Here is a 22,506-nt window from a genome sequence, read left to right as displayed (position 1 = left end):
GGGCGGAAAGGATTTCACCGTCTAATAGAATATAATTGGAGAGGAAGATGAAAATGTCTCTTATGCCTTTTACATATAGTATGCCGACACGGGTGGAGTGCGGTAACGGAATATCTGGAAAAACAGGGGAGCTAATTAGGGATTTAGGTGTATCGAGTGTGCTGATCATAACAGATAAAGGGGTTAGAGGAGCCGGTCTCTTACAAGGCATTGAAAGATCCCTTGCCTCGGCAAACCTTTTTTTTGAGATTTACGATGAGGTGGAGCCTAATCCATCAGCTCAAACAATCCAACAGGGGACAGTGTATCTTAAGCAACAAAAGATGGAGGCGGTTCTGGCTGTAGGCGGAGGAAGCAGCATTGACACTGCAAAGGGCATCGCGGCAATGGCTACTAATCCCGGCCATATCCTGGATTATGAAGGAGTTGGAAAGATTTCCAATCCCCCGCTCCCGATCATAGCAATCCCGACTACGGCTGGAACTGGCAGTGAAGCTACTAATTCGACAGTGGTAACGAATAAGGAAACCTCTTTTAAATTAGGTGTACTTAGTTCACTTTTGTTTCCAAAGCTAGCTATATTGGATCCTGCCCTTACATTGAATTTGCCTCAAGAGATTACTGCAGCTACTGGTATGGATGCTCTTACTCATGCAATTGAATCTTACACCTCCAAATCTGCCAACCCTGTCAGCAAGGCTTTCGCGATGCAGGCCATGAAGATGATCGGTGAAAATTTAACACGATCGTACTTTGTAGGAACGGACATGGAAAGCAGGGAAAACATGCTTGTAGCCTCCCTGTTAGCTGGTGCAGCCTTTTCGCAATCCCGACTGGGTAATGTACACGCCATTTCCCATACATTTGGAGGAGTCTTTAATATCCCGCATGGCATCGCAAATGCAGCACTATTGCCATTCGTCATGAGATTCAACCTGCCGGCATGTGAGGATCAGTATAGAGAAATTGCAATAGCTTTAGGAAGGGATGTAAGCGGTTTATCCAATGCGCAAGCTGCCGAGAAAGCAATCGAAACCATCATCGAAATGAATCGGAGCATGAATATTCCTCTTAATATTAAAGATCTTGGAGTCTCATTGGACGTTTTGCCGAAATTAGTGGAAGATTCCATGCGAAGCGGTAACGTGGTCGTTAATCCAAGGCTGACGAAGGCATCGGATATCCAACTGATTATAGAGAAGGCTTATGAGGGTGACTTTGAAGGATTTAATTATGGTAATCGAAATGCAAGCAGTGGAAAAAATTCAGAAACGGCCATCGTGAATATATAAAAACCATTCAATTTGAAAATCACCTGAATTTCAGGGGATTTCAAATCAGTTTCCCCTTTTTAACTTTTTTCGGACACATGGATTTCCCGCAGTATTTTTCTACCTGAATATAATTATCTAATGAGGTGACGTATGAAAAAGACCAATGGAAGATGGCTTGTAGTGGTACTCCTTTTCGTCGCAACAACAATCAATTATATGGATAGGGCAATTCTTGGCATTGCAGGACCCTCGATGATGAAGGATCTTTCGCTTTCGGCAGTAGAATTCGGGATATTGGGGTCAGCGTTCTTTTGGTCGTATGCCTTAATGCAGATCCCGGTCGGGGTAATCGTTGATAAATTGGGGGCACGCTTAACGTATTCGATTGCCATCGTTTGGTGGTCGCTCTGTACGGTGTTTACTGGAATGGGACGTTCGCTTGGCGGACTGATCGGTATCCGCGTTTTAATGGGAATCGGAGAGGCTCCAGCTTTTCCAACCAATACGCGCGTTATTTCAGACTGGCTGCCGTCACACGAAAGGGGCATTGCAAACGGGATATTTAATTCTGGTACAGCTATCGGGATTGGCATAACAACACCCATTTTAGCATGGATCATCCAGGCTTGGGGATGGCAAGCATCCTTTGTGGTAATTGGATCCATCGGTTTTGTATGGCTGGCATTCTGGTTATTCTTTTTCAAAAACCATCCAGAGCAAAGTAAGATTGCAAACGAGGCCGAAGTAGCCTATATCAAAGAGGAGCAAACTCAAACCGAAAAAGCGAAGACACTAAACTTCTCACCATTTAAATTCTTTAAATTCAGAAGTGTTTACCCTATGTTATACGGCTTGTTTGCCCATAACTATCTTACGTATTTAATGATGACCTGGCTTCCCACTTATCTTGTAGTCGAAAGGGAAATGACTCTTTTAAAAGCCGGTTTTTTTACGATGCTACCTTGGATCATGTCCTTTCTGGGAAATATTTTAGGAGGTGTGTTGTCGGATTTCTTAATTAAAAGAGGCTGGAATTCCATCAAAGCAAGAAAAACTGTTTTAACCATCGGAATGCTTTTTCCATTAGCCATAATACCGACTATCTATACAGACAGTGCCATAATGGCACTTACGTATATCTCAATAGCAATCGGCGGTGAAGGATTGGCTGCCGGTATTCTCTGGGCCACTGTTTCGGATGTTGCTCCAAAGGGTGCGGAAGGAAAGCTTGCAGGGCTGCAAAACTTCGTGGGGAACCTTGCTGGCTGGATTGCCCCAGTAGCAACAGGGATCTTAATAGCGAAATTCAATAATTTCAATATAGCCCTGATCATACCTGTAGTCATTTGCCTAATTGCTGCTGTGGGGTATACATTCGTTCTTAAAAATGAAAGGATTTCGATTAACACGGACATTGACGGGGGAACAAAAGTTTCAGGGCTATAATCTTTTTGTGTATATAATGAATCGCTTTGCAAATCCAACGAAAAAAGGAGACATATTCATGCTGAAAACTAGTGGATTGGTCAATTTAACTGAACTGAAAATGTATGTAAACGGTGAATGGACTGCAGCACATAACGGAGAAACTTTACCAGTAACAAATCCATCAACAGGGAAAGTTGTGGCAAGGATTCCAAGTGGAGGACGCCAAGAAACGCATGCTGCAATTGCAGCTGCTGAGGAAGCGTTTAAAACCTGGTCAAAACTGACGGCACAGGAACGCAGTAAATATCTTAAGAAATTGCATGACCTTATGCATGAATATAAAGATGAATTAGCAGAAATCATGAGTATGGAAATGGGCAAGCCCTTAATGGAAGCCCGGGGTGAAGTGGATTTTGCTGCAAGCTACCTGGAATGGTTTGCTGAAGAGGGCCGACGGATTTATGGGGAAACGATCCCTGCTTCTGCCGCAAATAAAAGGCTATCGGTGATCCGCCAGCCGATTGGAGTGGTTGCTTCCATTACCCCTTGGAATTTCCCGTTGGCCATGATGACGCGGAAAGTAGGACCTGCCATGGCTGCTGGATGTACAGTCATTGTCAAGCCTGCAAAACAATCTCCTATTAGTGCATTAGCGTTTGGTAAATTGGTGGAAATGGCGGGAGTGCCTGCTGGAGTGGTCAGTATCGTAACAGGGAGTGCCGGACCTATCTCGGATGAAATTTTTGAAAATCCGGTAGTAAGGAAAATATCTTTTACCGGATCTACTGAAGTAGGAAAATTGCTGGTTACCAAGTCAGCCCCGCAGCTCAAGAGACTTTCCCTTGAGCTTGGAGGACACGCGCCCTTCATCGTTTTTGAGGATGCTGATTTGGAAGCCGCAGCAGCTGGTGCCGTTGCAAGCAAGTTCAGGAACACCGGACAAACGTGCGTATGCGCAAATCGAATTTACGTCCACCGTTCTGTCATCAATGAATTCTCGGCACTTTTTGTTGAAAAGGTACAAGCTCTAAAAGTCGGAAATAGCATTGATCCAACTGTTGAAGTCGGGCCTCTTGTCAGCAGTGATGGCCTGGAAAAGGTAGAGGAGCATGTACAAGATGCCTTGGAAAAAGGCGCCAGCCTTCTTTGTGGCGGACAAAGAGTTGAAGGGGAATTGGCTGATGGATTATTTTATGAACCGACCGTACTGGGTGGAGTGAACAAGGATATGCTCATCACATACCAGGAAACATTTGGACCGGTCGCGCCAATCATTCCGTTTGATACAGAAGAAGAGGTGATCGAGCTTGCCAACAATACAGAGTACGGGCTGGCCGCTTATTTTTACACACAGAATATAAGCAGGGGAGTCAGGGTATCCGAAGCTCTGGAGTTCGGCATCATCGGCTACAACGACGCCATTCCCACCGTTGCACAAGCCCCATTTGGCGGCATGAAAGAAAGCGGCATGGGGAGGGAAGGCGGCCATCAAGGCCTTGAAGAATATTTAGAAGAAAAATATATATCGATGGGTTTTTAAAATAGGGCAAGAAAGGGCTTAAGGTGAAGTCGAATCCTTAAGCCTTTCCTATTTACTCATAAAAAGTCTTAATTCAACACAAGCTCCCCGTTGATTTACAAACCTCAGTACAGAACCTAAGGCCAGATTGCTTTGCATCCTAAGACAAATAAAAAATATCCTGAATTTTTGAATTGGTAGCATGCAAATTAGCTTAATTGTGACAAAAGGAAGGTGCAAAGATGAATGTTTCAGATATGAAATTGACAAGTTTACCGACGAGTTTATAGATAAAGGTAGATGTTAGAAAAGACTATATAGCAATATTTGGCATAGCACCAGAACTTGATTGAAATGGTAATTTCACTTATTTTACTAAAGTCAGATTCGAATGTATTAACGGAGAAAGAGGATTTTACTATGATGCAAAAGAAGTGAAAATATTAGACCCATATGGATGCCATCATCCCTAACTTGATAAGCTTTTCCTGTTTGCTATAATTACCCTGTTCGTAAAAGTACACTTAACGGCAGTTGCTGCAGAAACAGTAATTCCATTACCGGTTCCTTTAGCTGTTAATACAAGTCCAGTACGACAAATATTTGCATTTATACCGCTAGTTTTAGTGGGTGTGGCGAATAAATTTTTTACTATTTCTATTCCGAAATGGTATCCAGCGGGATTTGACTTTTCAAAGATAGGATTAGATTTGTTTGGGAAAGTAGATCTTGCGACAGTAACAGGTATTTGGTCTATCGAACTAGCTCTAGTATTAGGTATTATTGCAACAGTTGCTTACGATTGGGCACGTGTTACAACGGGGTCTCAAAAGGGCATTAATGCCAGTATTGGTGGAGCGTTACTGGCAGCTATGATTTCTGCTTCTGAATTTAATGGGGTCATTGCTTCATTACCAGGATTTGCAACGTATGTGATGGTATTTCACACACTTTTACGAATCCACTTGTAAATGGGGCCGTTACAACAAACGAGTTATCTGGTATTACTGGTTCTTCGTCTGGTGGAATGGGATTTGCGCTTAGTGCGATGGGAGATAAGATATACAAGCTATTAATCAATATAATATTCCTCCCGATGTAATGCACCGTGTCATAGCGATGGAATCAAGCGGGATGGATTCGTTACCTCATAACGGCGCTGTTATTACCTTACTTACGGTTACAGGCTTAACACACAAACAATCATATGGAGATATCTTTGTGATTACAATTTTTAAGACACTAGCAGCATTTGTAATTATTTTAGTCTATAGCTCAACTGGATTAGTCTAGTTAGAAGTCCATGATAAATTGTACTTAAAGTAACGATACTTTACTTCAATACCAGAAGCTGATTAGCAGCTCTTTTTTGTATGAAAACAAATAAGCCCTCCATAATCAGATTTCGAATTAGGGATGGAAACGTTGCCATCCCTTTATGATTGAGGAGAACTTGCTGTTTGTCACCCGCCTATGAATGACATTTCGATTTTATCCTGTTTTTTCACTGTTCCCGCTGACCGCTCATCCGAATAGCGGTCGTCCCTCCGGTTCCAAAGTGAAATGATGAAGCCTGTCAATTCTTCATCTGACATGTCGGAACGGAGCAATGACTTTAAGTCATGCCCCTTTCCATTGAACAGGCATGTATATAAACTTCCGTTAGCAGAAAGACGAGCACGGGTGCAACTGGAACAAAAAGACTCAGAGACGGATGTTATAACCCCCACTTCGGTTGTAGTTCCCTTATACCGGAAGCGTTTTGCTACTTCTCCAAAATAATCTTCTACAACTGGTTCAAGATCGAATTTTGCTTGGAGGATTTCGAGTAACTCTTTTTTTGTAAGTACATTCTTCATCTGCCAGCCATTTGTATGTCCGACGTCCATGAATTCTATATAACGTAATTGAATGCCCTCTTCTTTACAAAACCGCGCCATCGGCAGAATTTGAGATTCATTGATTTCTTTTTTCACTACCATGTTCACTTTAACTCCAAGGCCTGCTTCTTTGGCAGCAGCTAAACCTTCTATAACAGGCTTTATCCCGACACCCCTGCCGTTCATCTGTTTAAAAAGTTCATCATCCAGGCTATCTAAACTGATATTCACCCTCTTTAATCCCGCTGATTTCAAATTCCTGGCTTGTTTTTTCAGAAAAACACCATTTGTAGTCAACCCAATATCTTCTATACCGTCAATTTTGATGAGCTCTGAAATAAGAGTTGAAAGGTCTTTCCGAAGTAAAGGTTCCCCGCCTGTCAACCTTAGCTTTTTAACTCCCAAGCTTGCAAATAATTTAGAAAGCCTTACGATTTCCATATATGACAAGAGCTCACTTTTAGGCAAAAATTGAAAATTATCATGAAAAATTTCAGCAGGCATGCAATACTGACAGCGAAAGTTACACCGATCTATGACGGAAATCCTTAAATCCCTTAGTGGTCTGTCCAATGAATCTTTTATATGACGGTTCACTTAACCACTCCCAGCCCCAAGTATTAGGAAAAACAGATCATAAAAAGTGGCGCCATGGTCAAAAGCTTTTTGGCGTTCACTTTCAGTTAAAGAGCCCATGAATAGTTTTCTACTTCCAAAAAGGTTATTAATATATATGCATCTAACATCAAATAATTAAGAGTATCAGTAAAATTTTTAACAGATTCCTCAAACTCTTTGCTTCTTTGCTTATTCTTAGCCCTTTTAAAATACTCATTAACTTCAATTTGTAGATTGGTTTAGGTTTTCTAAACAGACCACTGGAAGTTATTGGACTAGCTTAAGGTAATCAAAGATACATCAGAATGACCCCATCAAGATGGGGCCATTTTACCGTTTAAAAAGGGAGAAAAAAACACTTTACTCTAGGAAATAATTAGAGAAGTGGGGACAGTCCGCCATTATGGCAGCATGTAAATGGTGTTGTGCGGCGGCTGTTCCAGTTTTGATTGTCGGAGGCGTCCTTCTTGTACAAGTTCCTGTAATCCTTTTTCGATATGGGAAATGGAGGTTTCTAGGAGGTCTGCAACTTTCACCGTAGAGATGCTCATGTATTTTGGTTTCTTTGATGAGGACATGATCATTGATTGAACTAGTTGTAAAAGAATTTCTTTTTCCATAGCTTCGGTTCGCCTGCCTTCAGTTAAATTTCTTTATATATGTAGACTCGATTCGCTATCAACAAATCATCTCCTATAAACTTGCCAAAAAAGAAAGGGTTAATACACAGAGGCTTTAGAATAATTTTTAAGGGCTGTAAAAATATATTTTATTCATATCCTTTTTGGGAATACTAGGATGAATCAACAGCATTTGCTGGTGTATGGCTTAATTTATAAAAAAATTCAGCTTAACGGCAGCAAGATAGGAGGAATCACATGTCTGACCATTCTTTTTCCATCCGAATCAACGAAAAGGAATTAACAGCACAGCCAGGTCAAACGATATTGCAAGTCGCCCAAAGTCATGAATTGTACATTCCAAGCATTTGTTATCATCCCGATCTGGGGACAATCCAAACCTGTGATACATGTTTTGTGCAGGTGGGTGGGGAATTAGTCCGTGCTTGCTCGACAAAGGCTGTTCCAGGTTTGACGGTTGATACAATGTCAAAGTCTGTTAAGGATGCCCAGTATGAAGCGATGTCACGGATCCTAGAGAATCATGAACTTTATTGTACTGTTTGTGATAATAATAACGGCAATTGTACCGTCCATAATACTGCTGAATACTTAGAGATTGAGCATCAGAAATATGAATTTAGAGAAAAACCCTACCCTCCGGATAATTCCCATCCTTTCTATAGGTATGAACCAGATCAGTGTATATTGTGCGGCCGGTGTGTTGAGGCCTGTCAGGATTTACAGGTCAATGAAACCTTAACTATTGACTGGGGAAGAGAAAGACCAAGGGTTATCTGGGATAATGATGTTCCAATTGATGAGTCTTCTTGTGTATCTTGTGGACATTGTGTGAACGTGTGTCCATGTAATGCTTTAATGGAGACATCCATGCTCGGTGAAGCAGGATTCTTAACAAACCTGCCGGCTCCAATTTTAGAGCCTATGGTTGATTTAATTAAAGAAGTGGAGCCTGGATATAAAGAAATATTTGCGATATCGGAAGTAGAAGCTGCCATGAGGAAAGCACGTATTAAGAGGACTAAGACGGTTTGTACATACTGCGGTGTAGGCTGCAGCTTTGAAGTATGGACAAAGGACAGGCAGATTTTGAAAATTCAGCCTACCCATGAAGCTCCCGTTAACGGCATTTCAACCTGTGTAAAAGGAAAATGGGGCTGGGATTTTGTTAACAGTGACCAGCGCTTAACCAAGCCTTTGATTCGTAAAAACGGAGAGTTTGAAGAAGCGACCTGGGATGAAGCGTTAGATCTGATTTCAAGTAAACTTACGGAAATAAAGGAAGAGTATGGCCCGGAATCCATTGGAGTGATCGCTTCTTCCAAGTGCTCCAATGAAGAAAACTTCGTGGCGCAAAAATTTGCACGTGCGGTTATCGGAACAAACAATATCGACAACTGCTCTAGATACTGCCAATCTCCGGCTACTGCAGGACTCTTAAGGACAGTAGGATTGGGGGGCGATTCTGGAACTATCCAGGATATTGAAACTACAGACTTGGTTATTGTAATTGGTGCAAATCCAGCGGAATCTCATCCTGTCCTGGCTACACGTGTAAAACGAGCTCATAAGCTATTTGGACAAAAACTATTAGTAGCTGATATTAGAGAGCATGAGCTAGCACAACGTGCGGATTTCCTTTTGCATCCTAAGCCAAGTTCTGATTTAATCTGGATTTCTGCCGTAACGAAGTACATTATCGATCAAGGTTGGCATGATAAAGAATTTCTGGCGAATCGTGTATCAGGCGTAGAAGGATATATTAAAACACTGGATAAATTCACCTTAGGCTATGCAGAAGAGATGACCGGACTTTCGCAGGAAGAAATAATCAAGGCAGCAACAATGATTCATGAAGCTAATTCAGTCTGTATCCTTTGGGCTATGGGAATTACCCAGCATTCTGGCGCAACAGACGCAAGCACTGCCATTTCAAATTTATTGCTGATTACGGGGAATTATGGCCGTCCAGGTACAGGTGCCTATCCCTTAAGAGGCCACAATAACGTACAGGGAGCCTGTGATTTCGGTACAATGCCATCATGGTTTCCTGGTTATGAGCCAGTCGGTAATGCCGAGGTTAGAGAAAAGTATGAAAAAGCATGGGGCGTTGAAATTCCAAAAGATCCTGGAATGGACAACCACCACATGGTAGAGGCAATCCACAAAGGAAAATTAAAATCCCTGTATCTATTTGGAGAAGAAATGGGGCTTGTGGATGCAAACTCGAACCATGTTCAAAGTGCATTTGAAAAATTGGACTTCTTTGTCGTACAGGATATTTTCTTCTCTAAAACGGCACAATTTGCCGATGTTGTTTTACCGGCATCACCTTCACTTGAAAAAGATGGGACATTTGTAAATACGGAAAGGCGCATTCAAAGGTTCTATAAGGTGTTTGATCCGCTGGGCGATTCGAAACCGGACTGGCAGATCTTCCAGGATGTAGCGAACCGTATGGGTGCGAATTGGAATTATTCGCATCCAAGTGAAATTATGGATGAAGCGGCCAGTCTTGCTGTCCTATTTTCAGGTGTGAGCTATGCCCGTCTTGAAGGCTTTAACAGCCAAGTTTGGCCGGTTCACAAAGATGGAACGGATACACCTTTATTATATGAAGACAAATTTGCCTTTGCGGATGGAAAGGCAAGGCTGTTCGCTGTTGACTGGACTCCTCCATATATGGCAGGAGAAGAATATGATCTCCATTTAAACAATGGACGTTTGCTTGAGCACTTCCATGAAGGAAATATGACGTACCGGACAGAAGGACTTATCCATAAGGTACCTGGCACATGGCTGGAGGTATCGCACGAATTGGCGGAGGAACGAAATCTCAGTGACGGTACATTAGTTAGATTAAGTTCACCATATGGACAGGTTAAAGTAAGGACGCTTGTTACGGACCGGGTTAAAGGCAAGGAAATTTATCTCACGATGAACAGCTTTGAGGACGATGAAGCTGTCAATTACCTGACAAGCAGCTATCATGATCTAGTTACACATACTCCTGCATATAAGGAAATCGGTGTTAAAATGGAGATTTTAGAAGCAACAGGTGAACCGCCGTTGCCTAAGCATAACCACCGGTTTGGTAACAGGAATCCGCAGATCAGCGTTCGGGTTGAGGAAAAGTGGCAGCGTGACGATTTTCAAGCGATAGAAGAGTTATTTGGAAATGGAGGGGAAGCATATGGCGAAAGCAATCAGGCACATTAATAAACAGGTTCCAAATGCGATGGAAGAACAAGCTCAGTCAATCGGGGAAATATTAAAAGCTCTTGCTGATAACAAAGAAGGGATTCTTTCTGCACTCGCCATATTAAAGAATCTACAGGAAATTGGGATTCTTGATGCACTTCATGCCATTTTGGAAAATCGTACAGACGTCGGCGTTATAGCCATGCAGCAAGTTAACCAGCCTGGTATGCATAACACCATCAAAAATGCCATTTACCTTTTCAATTTCATGGGCACCTTAAAGCCTGACCAGTTACAATCTATGCTGGGCGGTGTTACAAAAGGCCTTGACCATATGGGCGAAAGCATCAAAAACCATGAAAAACATAGCTTATGGAAATTAGGTAAAAGCTTGAGAGACCCAGAAATCAAAGCGGCGATGACAACCATGGTTGAATTCCTGCATGGCATGGGTGAATCATTTACACAGCATCCTTCACAGGAACTTCATCCAGAAGGAGGACAAGGGTAATGGAAGAACAAGGTGTTATCAAGATTCATGGACCGCTATCGGAAAAAGATTCCGACGAAATCATTCGGTCATTAAACGGTGTATGGGGCATCCTCCAGGCTGATGTAAATAAAGAAAGTGGAGAAGCAAGAATTGGCTATGACAAAAATGCCGCTTCATTCCAGGATTTTCAACAGGCCATCAGAGACTCAGGCTACGATATAAAAACGGAAAATCAAAATTCACCTCACTAAGAGGAGGAAGATTATGCAGATTTGTGAATTATGCGGCAGTGAGCAGGAAATGGAAACAGAAGAAACTGAATCAGAAAGAACCAGAATTCTTCATGTCTGTGAAAACTGTCAGAACGACAGAGCTTTCAACTATTTTGACAACTAAAAGAAGACGTGAGAAAAGGGAATCCGATTGTGGAATTCCCTTTTTTTATGGCAAGGCGGTAAGAGCAGCTGCCAGTTTGGCTGTATAAAGCTGTGAGTTAATCCAAATAGCAGTCCACATATGAGCGAGAGTACTTGAAGCTGTGACTCAGTCAGCATAAACCAGCTCAGATTGCGATATAAAGAAGTTTTAGTCACTAAAATTGCCGTATGGCCACTAAAAAATTCATTTAGAGTTATACTTTAGTCTTACCGGGTTTAACTTTACGTTCCATACCCTAAGAAACCAGAACCTTCATAAAAAAAGCGATATAAAAATCTATATCGCCTTCCATTTTATTGAGCATCCTTATATAACACATCTTCTGCCAGGGATCGGAATAGCTCTCCTACCAGTGAGTCTTCGTCATATACAGAAGTACCTGCTGCTTGTACAGGACTCGCAAAGGGGACTCGTGCGATTACATCTGTTTGAAGCCGTTCAGCCAGGCGTTCTCCGCCGCCTCTTCCAAAAAGGTAATTCCGTGTGCCATCGCTTTCTTCATAGTAGGCCATATTTTCAATTACGCCTAATATGTCATGTTTCGTATGACGCGCCATGACCCCAGCTCTTGAGGCAACATGCGACGCTACATTATGAGGAGTAGTCACAATAACTTCCTTTGCCTGCGGAATCATGGCAGCCACATCAATTGCCACATCTCCTGTACCTGGAGGCAGGTCGAGAAGCAGATAATCCAGTTCGCCCCAATGGGTATTGGCAAGGAAGTTTTGAATCCATTTATTCAGCATCGGCCCCCGCCACATAACCGGGTTATTATCCTCTGCAAAAAAACCCATGCTCATTACCTTCACATCATGACTGAGAACTGGTATTGCAGTTTTGCCGATCATAGTCGGCTTTTCATTAATCTGCATCATGGACGGGATGCTGAATCCATAAATATCCGCGTCCAAAATTCCTACCTTTTTCCCCATTCGGGCGAGGGCAGCAGCCAGGTTGATGGTAACGGTCGATTTCCCAACGCCGCCTTTGCCGCTGGTTATCGCGATAAAGCGTACCCCGGAATCATGGCGCAGCATCGACGGCATCCCGCTTTCCGTTGTTGAATTCTTCTTCAATACTTGAGTTAATGAAGCTCTTTCTTCAGGACTCATGGCCCCAAAGCTTACATACACATTTTCAGCACCAATGCCTCGAAGAGCATTTTGAACATCTTCTTTAATCTTCGCTTTTAAGGGACAGCCCTGAATGGTTAATACAACCTCAAGACTAACATCTGATTCTTCTATTTTTACGTTTCTAACCATTTTTAACTCAACAAGGCTTCTGTGAAGTTCTGGATCCTGCACACCACTTAAAACTTGCATCACTTGTTCCTGTGTAATCATTTTATAACATCCTCTAATGTTTTTATCCTCAGTATGGTCATTTTTTATAAAAAAAAGACTGAAAAGATTAGGTGTCCTTTAATCTTTCATCAAAAATTGTGTAATGTCTTTAAGGCAGCTTTTTCTTTATGCAACTAAAGGGTCAGCATTCCTGTAATAACTGAAAATGAGGTTTGAACGAAAAAAGACCTCTTGATAAGATGAATGTTTCCTAAGCTGGCCAGCTAAAAAGGACAAAACACATCTATTTGGAGGTCTACAATGAATAATAACCAAAATCATAAAACCACTCAAATGACTTCTGAAACCCTAATTGTCGGAGTAAATCCTAGCCAAGCACAATCATGTCGCGAGAGCACAGGATTTTAGAGGATTGGAACTGGGTAAAACGTGTTTCTTTGAAAATACGAAAGCAGGATTTCATTCGTTTCTAGATTGGCTTAACCAACTTGTTAAAGAGTTGACCATATTCAGCTCGCTGCTCCTAAAGGTAGTGAGGACACTGCAAGAAAATTTTTAAATAATATTTTAGGTTTTGCCGAAGTTGAAAAACCTGAAGAAGGGGTCCTACCAACAAAATGCGGAAAACATACGTTAAGGAACATTTCCATCGTAATTATAGCTTTCGGTGGCATCCGTTTACTTTGACACTTTACAAATGCCAGATTGGAAGTTGCTACCACAATTGAAGGAGATTTGAAAAATATTACTAATCATAAAGAAGCATATGTATTTCTAAAAACCTTCTTAATAGGGATTTTCATGCATCCAGATCTAATGAGAAATGGGTGACTGACATTACATATTTGATTTTTAATAGACAGAAACTTTTCCTATCCGCCATAAAAGACCTCTATAACAATGAAATCATTTCTTATCAAGTCAGCCGGAGAAACGACTTAACACTTGTAATAGTAACAATAAAAAAAGCAAAGAAAAAACGGGATGTTAAAGGAATTCTTCTCCATTGCGACCAGGGGTACCAATACACTTCCCACCAATACAATAACCTATTTGAAAAAATATAAAATGCAATCCAGTATGTCAAGAAAGGGAAACTGCTGGGATAACGCTTGTATGGAGAATTTCTTCAGCCACTTTAAATCGGAGTGTTTCTATATGAACTCCTTCGGTACCTCTGAAGAGGTTCGAGGTGCTGTAAGTATGTATATTCGATTCTATAACCATCATCGCTTCCAGAAAAAATTAAACAACCTGAGTCCATATCAATATAGAACTCAGGTTGCATAATTAGTCTTTTTTATTTCTGTCTATTTGACAGGGGGCACTCCACAATACAGAGATCATCTTCTTCAGGCTGCCTAATACCTTTTTTAAAATGTCCTTTACAAAGGGTACACTTTACAACTAGGTTCCTGCTTCTTATCCAATATAGACAAGAAGAGTCGATCGCTTCTCAAATTAAGGATTAGTTGACCATAATCCTGAAGTCTTTACTAGGACTCTTGGATGAAGCTTTAACCCGGCTACAAGCAGCTCTGCTAAATCCTCTGATTGCATAACATTTTCAGGATTTCCACTGATAAGATTGGTTTCAATGGCCAAATCAGTTGCAACTGTACTTGGTGTTAATGCCGTTACACGGATATTATGCTTTCTTACCTCTAGCATGAGTGATTCCGTTAGTCCTAAAACAGCAAATTTAGAAGAGCTATAAGCACTTGTAACAGGTGCTCCTTTTTGGCCCGCAGTTGAGGAGATATTCACAATATCTCCTGATTTTCTTTCAATCATATCAGGTAAAACGGCTCTTGTTACATTATATACACCCATCAAGTTTACTCGGATGATCTTTTCCCATTCTTCAGGAGTTAAATCAAGAAAACCGCCAAATTTAGCTATACCTGCATTGTTAATTAAAATATCAATAGAACCTAGGTCTGATTTGATGTGTTCAACAGCATGATGAACTGCTTCAAGATCGGCTACATCTGCAGTTGCTGCTGAAACGTTCACATCATATTGCTCTAGTTCCGCGGTTACCTTTTCAAGATTTGACATCGTTAATCCAATCAATCCTAAATGAACTCCTTCTTTTGCTAAAGCAATCGCAGTAGCACGCCCGATTCCTCTGCCTGCCCCAGTAATTAAAGCAGTTTTTCCTTTTAATGAAATCATGCTATCATTCCTTTTTAAAAAATTTTAGAATAATTGTTATAATAACAAAATAATGTTTTAAAGACTAACCAAAAGACCGCAAAGTTTCTTTAGTATGTCTGCGGTCTTTTGGTTATTACATTCTTAGGACTATGTTTTATTCAAGATTGGCATGTCTGCCATACATCTTATTGGTATCTAATCCCTTTTTCTCCATGAATCTCAAGATGACGGCATCATAAAAAAGTAAAAGGGTCTGCTCAAATAGTGAGCCCATTGGTTGGATGGTTTTATAATCGCCCTCTGATTGGTCTTTCGGGGATCCAGGCAATTTAATGGTGATATCTGCTAACTGTCCAATAGTGGAATCAGGGAATATCGTGACAGTTGCAATTTTACCACCAATGCTTTTTGCTTTTTCAGCCATGGAGACTAAGCTTTTCGTTTCCCCGGATCCGGATCCGATGATTAAGATATCCTCTTTTTCAAAGTTGGGAGTTACAGTTTCACCGATTACATAAGAATCAATTCCCATATGCATCATCCGCATGGCGAAGGATTTGGCCATGAATCCTGATCTGCCTGCACCGGCGACAAAAACCTTTTTCGATTCAAGTATCCCGTTGACGAGTTTTTCAGCTTCTTCATCTGAGATTAAGTCAGCTGAATGATTAAGCTCTTTTAAGATTTCTGCTACATATTGAGTCGTCTGCATCTTAGGATAAACCTGCTGTAACCGTTTGTTCTTTAATCATTTGTTGCATTTTGGCAGCAGCAGCTTTTTTATCAGCTTGTCCAGTAATCCCGCCGCCTACAATGACAAGGTCCGGATTTACTTTAATGACTTCTGGAAGTGTTTCTAATTTAATGCCGCCTGCGATGGCCGTTTTAGCATTTTTAACCACACTTTTGATGGTTTGTAGATCTTCAAAAGAATTTTTTCCGACTGCTTGAAGATCGTAGCCCGTGTGAACACAAATATAATCCACGCCCATAGTATCCACTTCTTTAGCACGTCCAGCAAGGTCTTTTACCGCAATCATATCGACAAGGATTTTTTTACCTTGTTTTTTCGCTTCTTCTACAGCACCTTTAATCGACATATCTTCAGCCGTTCCAAGAATAGTGATGATATCAGCACCTGCTTCGGAAGCTTTCATCACTTCATATCCAGCAGCATCCATAATTTTCAGGTCTGCTAATACTTTTAAGTTAGGGAATGCTTCTTTTACTGCCTTTACAGCATGGAGACCTTCGTTGATCACAACCGGTGTTCCGATTTCTACGATATCTATATGCTCCTCTACTTCTTTTACCAATTCGATTGCTTCTGGAATGTTGACTAAATCTAATGCTAATTGTAATTCCATCTATGTTTCACTCCTCATAATTTTTTAAGCTTGTTGCACAGTAGTAATAATGCCCATTGTTCACTTTCATTTCTCCTGGTAGCCGTAACCAATGCTCTTGTTAACAATGTTACAGTGTTAGTATAATGTGTATATTAAAAGTGTGAAAGTACGCACTTTATTGTTACATAGTGTTAAAAAGTATACTATGTGTTATTCTATATAGAAGTGGAGGTGAAACAAATGTCACGTATGCAGGAAAAAATGTTTAACTGTGAAAAAGAATTAACGCTTTATGTTATTGGCGGTAAATGGAAAATGCTGATTTTGTGGCATTTAGGAAAAGAGGGAACGAAGCGATTTGGTGAGCTGAAGGCTCTTATGCCGGGCATTACCCAACGAATGCTTGTTAACCAATTACGCGAGCTAGAAGAAGACCTCATTGTTGAACGAAAAGTCTATCCTGTTGTTCCGCCAAAAGTAGAATATTCATTGACCGAACAAGGAAAAAGCTTAATGCCAATACTCGATTCCATGTATGAATGGGGTAAAAACTATATGGAGAATGTGATGGATACTCCTGCCAATAAAAGTGCACCTATTAAATAGCAATCATTCTAAAAAGAGGGGATTAAAAACCACAAGTAGACTTTTAATAAGTCAAGACTTGTGGTCTTTTTATTTGCAATGATCCAGTTCATAAAGGAAATAAAGGAGTACATTCTGGAAAAAGGTAAATAATATTCCTGTGTTGTAAAGGATTTTAGCTGAACTGTTTTATAGTTAGGAATCAAGAATAATACATATTTTCAGGTGAGATGATGAAAAAATGCCAATAACAATAAAGGAATTTGGTGTGGGATAAGCAGAATTTGAAAAACACCTGAACCAGATGGCAGCAGGAGCTTTTGAGGATCCTTGTACTCCGTCCAATCCACGAGAAGTATCGGTGGAGGATATGAAAAAAATCTATATTGCGGCTTACAACGGAGATAAAATCAACTTCTAATGAAGATAATCAGAACATGGTACGAAAATGAATATTTTTACTTCTGTTCTATGATTTTAAGGAGGTTAATGAACATGAGCAAAAAAATCGCTACGCTTATAACAAACCTATTTGAAGATGTGGAGTACACTGAACCAGTACAAGCCTTTAAAGAAGCTGGTCATGAAGTTATCACGATTGACAAACAATCAGGTAACCAAGTAACTGGTAAAAAAGGCACAACCGTAAAAATTGATAAATCCATTGATGAAGTTCATCCTGCAGACTTTGATGCGTTGCTTATCCCTGGTGGATTCTCTCCCGATTTATTGCGTGAAGACGATCGTTTTGGTGAATTTGCAAAAGTATTTATCCAAGATGGAAAACCTGTTTTTGCCATTTGTCATGGACCACAAGTGTTAATCGATACAGACCTTTTAAAAGGTGTCGACATCACTGGCTATAAATCCATTCGCAACGATTTGAAAAATGCTGGTGCAAATTTTAAAGACGAAGAAGTTGTCATCAGCAAAAATATTGTAACAAGTCGAGAACCAAAAGATATTCCAGCATTTAATCGTGAATCACTTAAACTTTTAGCTAAATAATGCTGATGTAAAAACGTAAATATTTCTAACTTGCAGATTCTTTAATCAGGATCCACAAGTTGGTTAAACAAACGTATGAATAAAGGAGGAATTGCGTTGTCATTAAAAGGAAAACGAGTGGTTGTTTTAGGAGGTACATCTGGTATTGGTTTAGCCGCTGCTAAGGCGTTTATCGATGAATCCGCTCAAGTTATTATTGCTAGCCGTTCTGCTTCAAAATTATCTGACGCAAAAGTGAAGCTTGGTGGTAACGTAGAGGGCTATGAAATCGACTTTCGCAGCGAGGAAAAGGTTGCAGACTTTTTCAAGAAGGTTGGGAAATTTGATCACCTGGTGGTTACAGCAGGTGAAGGCGCTATGGGTCACTTTAGCGAACTGCCTGTTGCAACCGTAAGAGAGGCTTTTGATAGTAAGTTCTGGGGGCAGTATATATCGGTTCGCGCTGCTCTTCCATACTTGAATAATGAAAGTTCTATTACATTAACTTCTGGTGTATATGGTGTGCGTCCTCCTCAAGGTGCAACGACTCTAGCTTCCATTAATTCAGCAATCGATGGATTAGTACGAGGACTTTCAGTAGACCTGGCACCCATCAGAGTAAACGTGGTATCACCTGGTATCGTTGACACTCCTCTTTACGGCGGAATGCCAGAAGATCAAAGACAAGATATGTACCATGGGATTGCTAAGCAATTACCTGTCGGACGTGTTGCTCAACCTAAAGATATTGCTGAAACCTATGTTTACCTAGTGAAAAATGGGTTTACAACTGGCACATCGGTTCTTATCGATGGAGGAGCTCATCTGATCTAATCCATTTGATATCAAAGTCGATTGATAAATTGATTTAGAATAGATGAGGATGACTCAAAGTGTCAGACACTTATAGGCCATCCTCACTTCTTTGTTTTTTTGCACAGACGGAAGCAGAAATGGCCATATCATGCAACAAAGAAGGGTTATTTTGGTTGCGGAAATTTTAAATATATGCGTACTTTATACGAAGAGACGTTAACATTCTACTTCTATGATACCCAAATACATAAAAGAAAGGGTCGAGCCTGATGGAAGAAAAGAAAAGAGCGGAAATTAAAAATGCTTTAGCCAAACACGTGGTAACCCTGCCTGACGGCACTTCTTTACCTAGTCTAGGACAAGGAACATGGTACATGGGGGAAAATCCCCAAGTGAGAGACAAAGAAATAAAAGCCTTGCAGCTCGGCTTAGAATTGGGTATGAAACTTATTGACACCGCTGAAATGTACGGAAATGGAGACTCTGAACGCTTAGTTGGCAAAGCCATTAAAGGGCGCAGAAATGAAGTCTTTTTAGTCTCAAAAGTGTATCCCCATCATGCAGGTTTAGATAAGATTTCAAAAGCATGTGAAAACAGCTTAAAACGACTAGGAACAGACCACTTGGACTTATATCTTCTCCACTGGAGAGGACGTGTTCCTTTAGAGGATACAATTGAAGGAATGGAAAAACTACGTGAAGAAGGGAAAATTTTAAGATGGGGCGTCTCTAATTTTGACACGGTTGATATGGAAGAGCTATGGAACACTAAGCATGGAAAAAATTGTGTGACGAACCAAGTGCTATACCATTTAGGTTCAAGAGGAATCGACTTCGATCTCTTACCATGGCAGCGTGAACATAACATGCCAATCATGGCCTATAGTCCCCTTGCTCAAGGAGGCTCTTTAAGAAGACAGCTTTTAAACGATCCAGCTATTCATGATATTGCTGACAAATACAATGTCCAACCATTACAAATCGCCCTTGCTTGGACCATCCGTTCGAATAACGTCATCTCTATTCCAAAAGCGGTTCAAGATGAACATGTTTTAGCAAATGCTGAAGCAGCATCAATTGAGTTTACTGAAGAAGATCTAAGTAGAATAGATCAAGTATTTCCTAAACCTACTAGGAAAATGCCATTGGATATTATTTGAAAATTCACTTTAAAGAGGGAATATTGTTGGAGTTGCTGACAATCTAATAGGAATTTCAAAAAAACTGTGTAGAATTTTGAACTGCCCCGTAAATGTTAGACACCAAACTAACATTTACGGGGTGTTTTTTATGGCTAATTTTTCTGCCGAACAGAAAATATTCATTACACGACTTTACCTAGAAGGAAAGCACAGCTATATGGATCTTCAAAAAATATTTGAAGTTTCGTATCAAACGATTCAAGGATGGGTTCGTTTATACCAAATTCAAGGAGCCGATGGATTTAAGAAATCCTATACAAGTTATTCTACGGAGTTTAAAATGGATGTACTTAATTATATGAATGAAACGGGTATATCTTCTTACGACGCAGCCGCAAGGTTTAATATTTCATCTCCAGCGCTAATTCGGACGTGGAGAATAAATGTTAATGCCTATGGATTAGATGCCCTAATTTCTAAGAAAAAGGGGAGACCATCCATGAAAAAAGATATCAATCCATCCAAACAAATTGAAGGTTCGGTTAAAGAGCTTGAAGAACGAATTAAACAACTGGAAATGGAGAATGCGTATTTAAAAAAGTTAAATACTTTAGTTCAAATGCAGGAAAAATTACAACCAAAATCAAAGCGCAAGTAATTTATGAACTAAAGTCCATTTATGAGGTTGTGGCCTTAATTAAAGTCGCTGATATTCCACGTAGCACGTACTATTATTGGGAAAAACGCTTGAATCGAGAAGATAAGTATTCGAAGGTAAAAGCCACTATTCAGTCTATCTATCATGAACATAAAGGACGTTACGGTTATGCGTCGTATCACAAAAGAGTTAAAAAAATATGGGTTTTCTCACAATCCAAAGACCATCAACCGCCTTATGAATGAAATGGGCGTAAAATGTTTAGTCCGGATGAAGAAGTATCGTTCGTATAAGGGGCATGTTGGTCGAATTGCCCCCCATATTTTACAACGTGATTTTCAAGCTGAGAAAATGAATCAAAAATGGGTAACAGACGTAACGGAATTTCATTATTTGGGGAGAAACGTTACTTATCCGCTATCCTTGATTTATGTAATGGTGAAATCATTGCCTACAAAGTGATGAAACGGCCTGTTTATAAACTTGTTGGAGATATGTTAGATGAGGCGATTAAACACCTAAAACCAGAAGATACGGTCATCCTCCATTCGGATCAAGGGTGGCATTATCAAATGAAGAAGTATCAAAAAACCTTAAAAGATTCCCGCATTATACAAAGCATGTCCCGTAAGGGAAATTGTTTAGATAACGCAGTCATGGAAAACTTTTTTGGCTTGTTAAAGTCTGAATTGCTTTATCTCCAAGAGTTTGAAAGTATGGAGCACTTTGAAAAGGAATTAGATGATTATATTCATTACTATAACCACAAACGAATGAAGGTAAAATTAAAAGACCTGAGTCCGATACAATACCGAACTCAGGTCTTAGAAGCTGCTTAAATTATATGTCTAACTTTATTGGGTCAGATCATTTATTCCATACAGTTTTTTTATCGGGGAAGTTTAATATCCTTTTCGAATTATTCCCGCATAACGTAGTAGTGCTAATTGGACGGCAAAGCCTAATCGATTGTAGTCCCGCGAAGACAATGAATCGTCGATAAAAGGTATTTGGCCCTTCTGTCGAAGTAATAAATCCAGATTTCCACTCATCATACACCTGAATGAAATCAGCATTGATCTTGTACTTACGTCGCACGAATTTCACTCCCTTATTCTTTGCTACTTCAATTCCTTCAGCCTGCCGTTGTCTATTTTTTTTACGTTCTTGCTCAGCGACATAAGAAAGTAGACTTAAAAATTGGTCCTCCATTAACTTCCCAAGATCACCCATTCCCCGGAATTTCCGGCTATCAAAAAACCGTCTCATTCTCTAATACCACAATATCTGCGTTTAACTTTCGAGTAATATACTTCCACTCTCGAATAATACCATCATAATCCGTTAAACTACTTTTTGTACCGACTGGTAGGTACTGATTAAAACGTAAAAAATGTTCTTTTAACGAAGTGTTTGCGATACCCATCGAGTAAAAACATACGTGAATAGGGAAGATATATATGCAATTAATATATTGAAGGAGTGTTAATTATGGCTGATATGAAAATAAATGTGAATGCAAATTGGGATGGTGGGGTAACAGGGAATGGAACCCTTAAAGCTGAGTATCTTGATACAAAAATCGCTATTCCAACATCATTAGGAGGTAGTGGTAACGGAGCAAATCCAAAAGAGGTTCTCGTAGCTTCTGTAACAACTTGTTATGCAGCAACACTGACATTTGTGCTTGAAAGCAGAAAACTTCCTGTGGCGGAACTTACAGTGAACTCTGAGGCAAGTATATCTGATAATGAGTTTAAAATTATCCATTATCCTCACATTGTTTTATCTGCTGGCGCGACAGAAGAACAAATTCAATCTGCACAAAGAGCGACAGAAGCCGCAGATAAAGGGTGCGATGTCGGAAATATATTGAAAAAAGCAGATGTTAAAATTGAAGTTCAAGGTAAAGTTTCTGTGAAATGATATGATTCACCCAAAGATGTAGAAATAATCACTTTTTTGTTCAAATTTATCGATCTTCCACAATGGAGGCATTATCTACAG

At 40.2% G+C, this 22,506-nt stretch carries 20 protein-coding genes and 4 pseudogenes; 17 read left to right on the top strand and 7 right to left on the bottom strand.

Features of this window, described 5'->3' with window-relative positions:
* Positions 1–47 precede the first annotated feature (47 nt).
* From MHB45_RS12140 to MHB45_RS12125, 4 genes and pseudogenes are all read left to right on the top strand, one after another.
* Positions 48–1,292, top strand: coding sequence for an iron-containing alcohol dehydrogenase (locus tag MHB45_RS12140; RefSeq protein ID WP_226990445.1), 1,245 nt, complete (start codon positions 48–50; stop codon positions 1,290–1,292).
* 132 nt (positions 1,293–1,424) lie between these two features.
* A complete protein-coding gene (locus MHB45_RS12135; protein ID WP_048683103.1) occupies positions 1,425–2,720 on the top strand; it encodes an MFS transporter in 1,296 nt (431 codons plus the stop codon).
* A gap of 58 nt (positions 2,721–2,778) precedes the next feature.
* Positions 2,779–4,242: an NAD-dependent succinate-semialdehyde dehydrogenase gene (locus MHB45_RS12130; RefSeq protein WP_072273127.1), complete on the top strand. Its 1,464-nt coding sequence runs from the start codon at positions 2,779–2,781 to the stop codon at positions 4,240–4,242.
* Between the two features lie 536 nt (positions 4,243–4,778).
* Positions 4,779–5,514 (top strand): annotated as a pseudogene (locus MHB45_RS12125) (GntP family permease); the annotation flags it as partial.
* 170 nt (positions 5,515–5,684) lie between these two features.
* Here the strand turns inward: MHB45_RS12125 and moaA are convergent.
* Both moaA and MHB45_RS12115 read right to left on the bottom strand, forming a co-directional pair.
* Positions 5,685–6,698 (bottom strand): GTP 3',8-cyclase MoaA, encoded by a 1,014-nt coding sequence (gene moaA / locus MHB45_RS12120; RefSeq protein WP_048683097.1) that lies wholly within the window; start codon positions 6,696–6,698, stop codon positions 5,685–5,687.
* A gap of 422 nt (positions 6,699–7,120) precedes the next feature.
* Positions 7,121–7,339, bottom strand: coding sequence for a hypothetical protein (locus MHB45_RS12115; RefSeq protein ID WP_048683094.1), 219 nt, complete (start codon positions 7,337–7,339; stop codon positions 7,121–7,123).
* 258 nt (positions 7,340–7,597) lie between these two features.
* Between MHB45_RS12115 and fdhF the strand changes: the two genes are divergently transcribed.
* The 4 genes from fdhF to MHB45_RS12095 are packed head-to-tail and all read left to right on the top strand — an operon-like array spanning position 7,598 to position 11,538.
* On the top strand, positions 7,598–10,579 hold the full coding sequence (fdhF, locus tag MHB45_RS12110; RefSeq protein WP_048683091.1) for a formate dehydrogenase subunit alpha: 2,982 nt from the start codon (positions 7,598–7,600) through the stop codon (positions 10,577–10,579).
* Positions 10,554–11,072 (top strand): DUF1641 domain-containing protein, encoded by a 519-nt coding sequence (locus MHB45_RS12105; protein WP_048683088.1) that lies wholly within the window; start codon positions 10,554–10,556, stop codon positions 11,070–11,072. The genes fdhF and MHB45_RS12105 overlap by 26 nt, the downstream gene beginning before the upstream one ends.
* Positions 11,072–11,305: a heavy-metal-associated domain-containing protein gene (locus tag MHB45_RS12100; protein WP_048683086.1), complete on the top strand. Its 234-nt coding sequence runs from the start codon at positions 11,072–11,074 to the stop codon at positions 11,303–11,305. The genes MHB45_RS12105 and MHB45_RS12100 overlap by 1 nt, the downstream gene beginning before the upstream one ends.
* A 23-nt stretch (positions 11,306–11,328) precedes the next feature.
* The gene (locus MHB45_RS12095) at positions 11,329–11,538 is read left to right on the top strand and encodes a hypothetical protein (protein ID WP_048683083.1); all 210 of its coding nucleotides are present in this window, start codon (positions 11,329–11,331) and stop codon (positions 11,536–11,538) included.
* Between the two features lie 247 nt (positions 11,539–11,785).
* Here the strand turns inward: MHB45_RS12095 and MHB45_RS12090 are convergent, their stop codons facing one another.
* Complete coding sequence (locus tag MHB45_RS12090) at positions 11,786–12,841, bottom strand: P-loop NTPase (protein ID WP_048683080.1); 1,056 nt, start codon at positions 12,839–12,841, stop codon at positions 11,786–11,788.
* A gap of 468 nt (positions 12,842–13,309) precedes the next feature.
* Here MHB45_RS12090 and MHB45_RS12085 point away from each other — a divergent pair.
* The 3 genes and pseudogenes from MHB45_RS12085 to MHB45_RS28295 form a co-directional block, all read left to right on the top strand.
* Positions 13,310–13,402 (top strand): annotated as a pseudogene (locus tag MHB45_RS12085) (glyoxalase); the annotation flags it as partial.
* 164 nt (positions 13,403–13,566) lie between these two features.
* The gene (locus tag MHB45_RS28300) at positions 13,567–13,869 is read left to right on the top strand and encodes a DDE-type integrase/transposase/recombinase (protein ID WP_142953148.1); all 303 of its coding nucleotides are present in this window, start codon (positions 13,567–13,569) and stop codon (positions 13,867–13,869) included.
* Positions 13,787–14,092 carry an IS3 family transposase gene (locus MHB45_RS28295; RefSeq protein WP_373689740.1) on the top strand — a complete coding sequence of 102 codons (306 nt, stop codon included), beginning with the start codon at positions 13,787–13,789 and terminating at the stop codon, positions 14,090–14,092. The genes MHB45_RS28300 and MHB45_RS28295 overlap by 83 nt, the downstream gene beginning before the upstream one ends.
* A gap of 171 nt (positions 14,093–14,263) precedes the next feature.
* Here the strand turns inward: MHB45_RS28295 and MHB45_RS12080 are convergent, their stop codons facing one another.
* The 3 genes from MHB45_RS12080 to hxlA form a co-directional block, all read right to left on the bottom strand.
* Positions 14,264–14,980 carry a 3-ketoacyl-ACP reductase gene (locus MHB45_RS12080; RefSeq protein ID WP_340907888.1) on the bottom strand — a complete coding sequence of 239 codons (717 nt, stop codon included), beginning with the start codon at positions 14,978–14,980 and terminating at the stop codon, positions 14,264–14,266.
* A 136-nt stretch (positions 14,981–15,116) separates the two neighbouring features.
* On the bottom strand, positions 15,117–15,674 hold the full coding sequence (gene hxlB / locus MHB45_RS12075) for a 6-phospho-3-hexuloisomerase (RefSeq protein ID WP_063593818.1): 558 nt from the start codon (positions 15,672–15,674) through the stop codon (positions 15,117–15,119).
* 1 nt (position 15,675) lies between these two features.
* Positions 15,676–16,329 carry a 3-hexulose-6-phosphate synthase gene (gene hxlA / locus MHB45_RS12070; protein ID WP_063593817.1) on the bottom strand — a complete coding sequence of 218 codons (654 nt, stop codon included), beginning with the start codon at positions 16,327–16,329 and terminating at the stop codon, positions 15,676–15,678.
* Positions 16,330–16,551: 222 nt separating this feature from the next.
* On the opposite strand from hxlA, the gene MHB45_RS12065 reads away from it, so the two are divergent.
* The 5 genes and pseudogenes from MHB45_RS12065 (at position 16,552) to MHB45_RS12045 (ending at position 21,338) form a co-directional block, all read left to right on the top strand.
* Positions 16,552–16,917, top strand: a complete 366-nt coding sequence (locus MHB45_RS12065) for a winged helix-turn-helix transcriptional regulator (RefSeq protein ID WP_063593816.1) — start codon at positions 16,552–16,554, stop codon at positions 16,915–16,917.
* A 474-nt stretch (positions 16,918–17,391) separates the two neighbouring features.
* Entirely contained in the window at positions 17,392–17,904 is a 513-nt protein-coding gene (locus MHB45_RS12060) for a type 1 glutamine amidotransferase domain-containing protein (protein ID WP_161922457.1), read from the top strand.
* A gap of 96 nt (positions 17,905–18,000) precedes the next feature.
* Positions 18,001–18,717 (top strand): SDR family oxidoreductase, encoded by a 717-nt coding sequence (locus MHB45_RS12055; protein ID WP_056519744.1) that lies wholly within the window; start codon positions 18,001–18,003, stop codon positions 18,715–18,717.
* 251 nt (positions 18,718–18,968) lie between these two features.
* Complete coding sequence (locus MHB45_RS12050) at positions 18,969–19,859, top strand: aldo/keto reductase (protein ID WP_235443507.1); 891 nt, start codon at positions 18,969–18,971, stop codon at positions 19,857–19,859.
* Positions 19,860–19,989: 130 nt separating this feature from the next.
* Positions 19,990–21,338: pseudogene (locus MHB45_RS12045) on the top strand (IS3 family transposase).
* 28 nt (positions 21,339–21,366) lie between these two features.
* On the opposite strand, the pseudogene MHB45_RS12040 reads toward MHB45_RS12045, so the two are convergent.
* Positions 21,367–21,841, bottom strand: a pseudogene (locus MHB45_RS12040) (hypothetical protein); the annotation flags it as partial.
* A gap of 149 nt (positions 21,842–21,990) precedes the next feature.
* Between MHB45_RS12040 and MHB45_RS12035 the strand changes: the two are divergent.
* A complete protein-coding gene (locus MHB45_RS12035; protein ID WP_161922458.1) occupies positions 21,991–22,425 on the top strand; it encodes an OsmC family protein in 435 nt (144 codons plus the stop codon).
* Positions 22,426–22,506: the final 81 nt, after the last annotated feature.

Source organism: Peribacillus sp. FSL K6-5616 (genome assembly GCF_038008245.1).
Taxonomy (GTDB): domain Bacteria; phylum Bacillota; class Bacilli; order Bacillales; family DSM-1321; genus Peribacillus; species Peribacillus frigoritolerans.
This window is presented reverse-complemented; position numbering and strand designations above follow the sequence as displayed.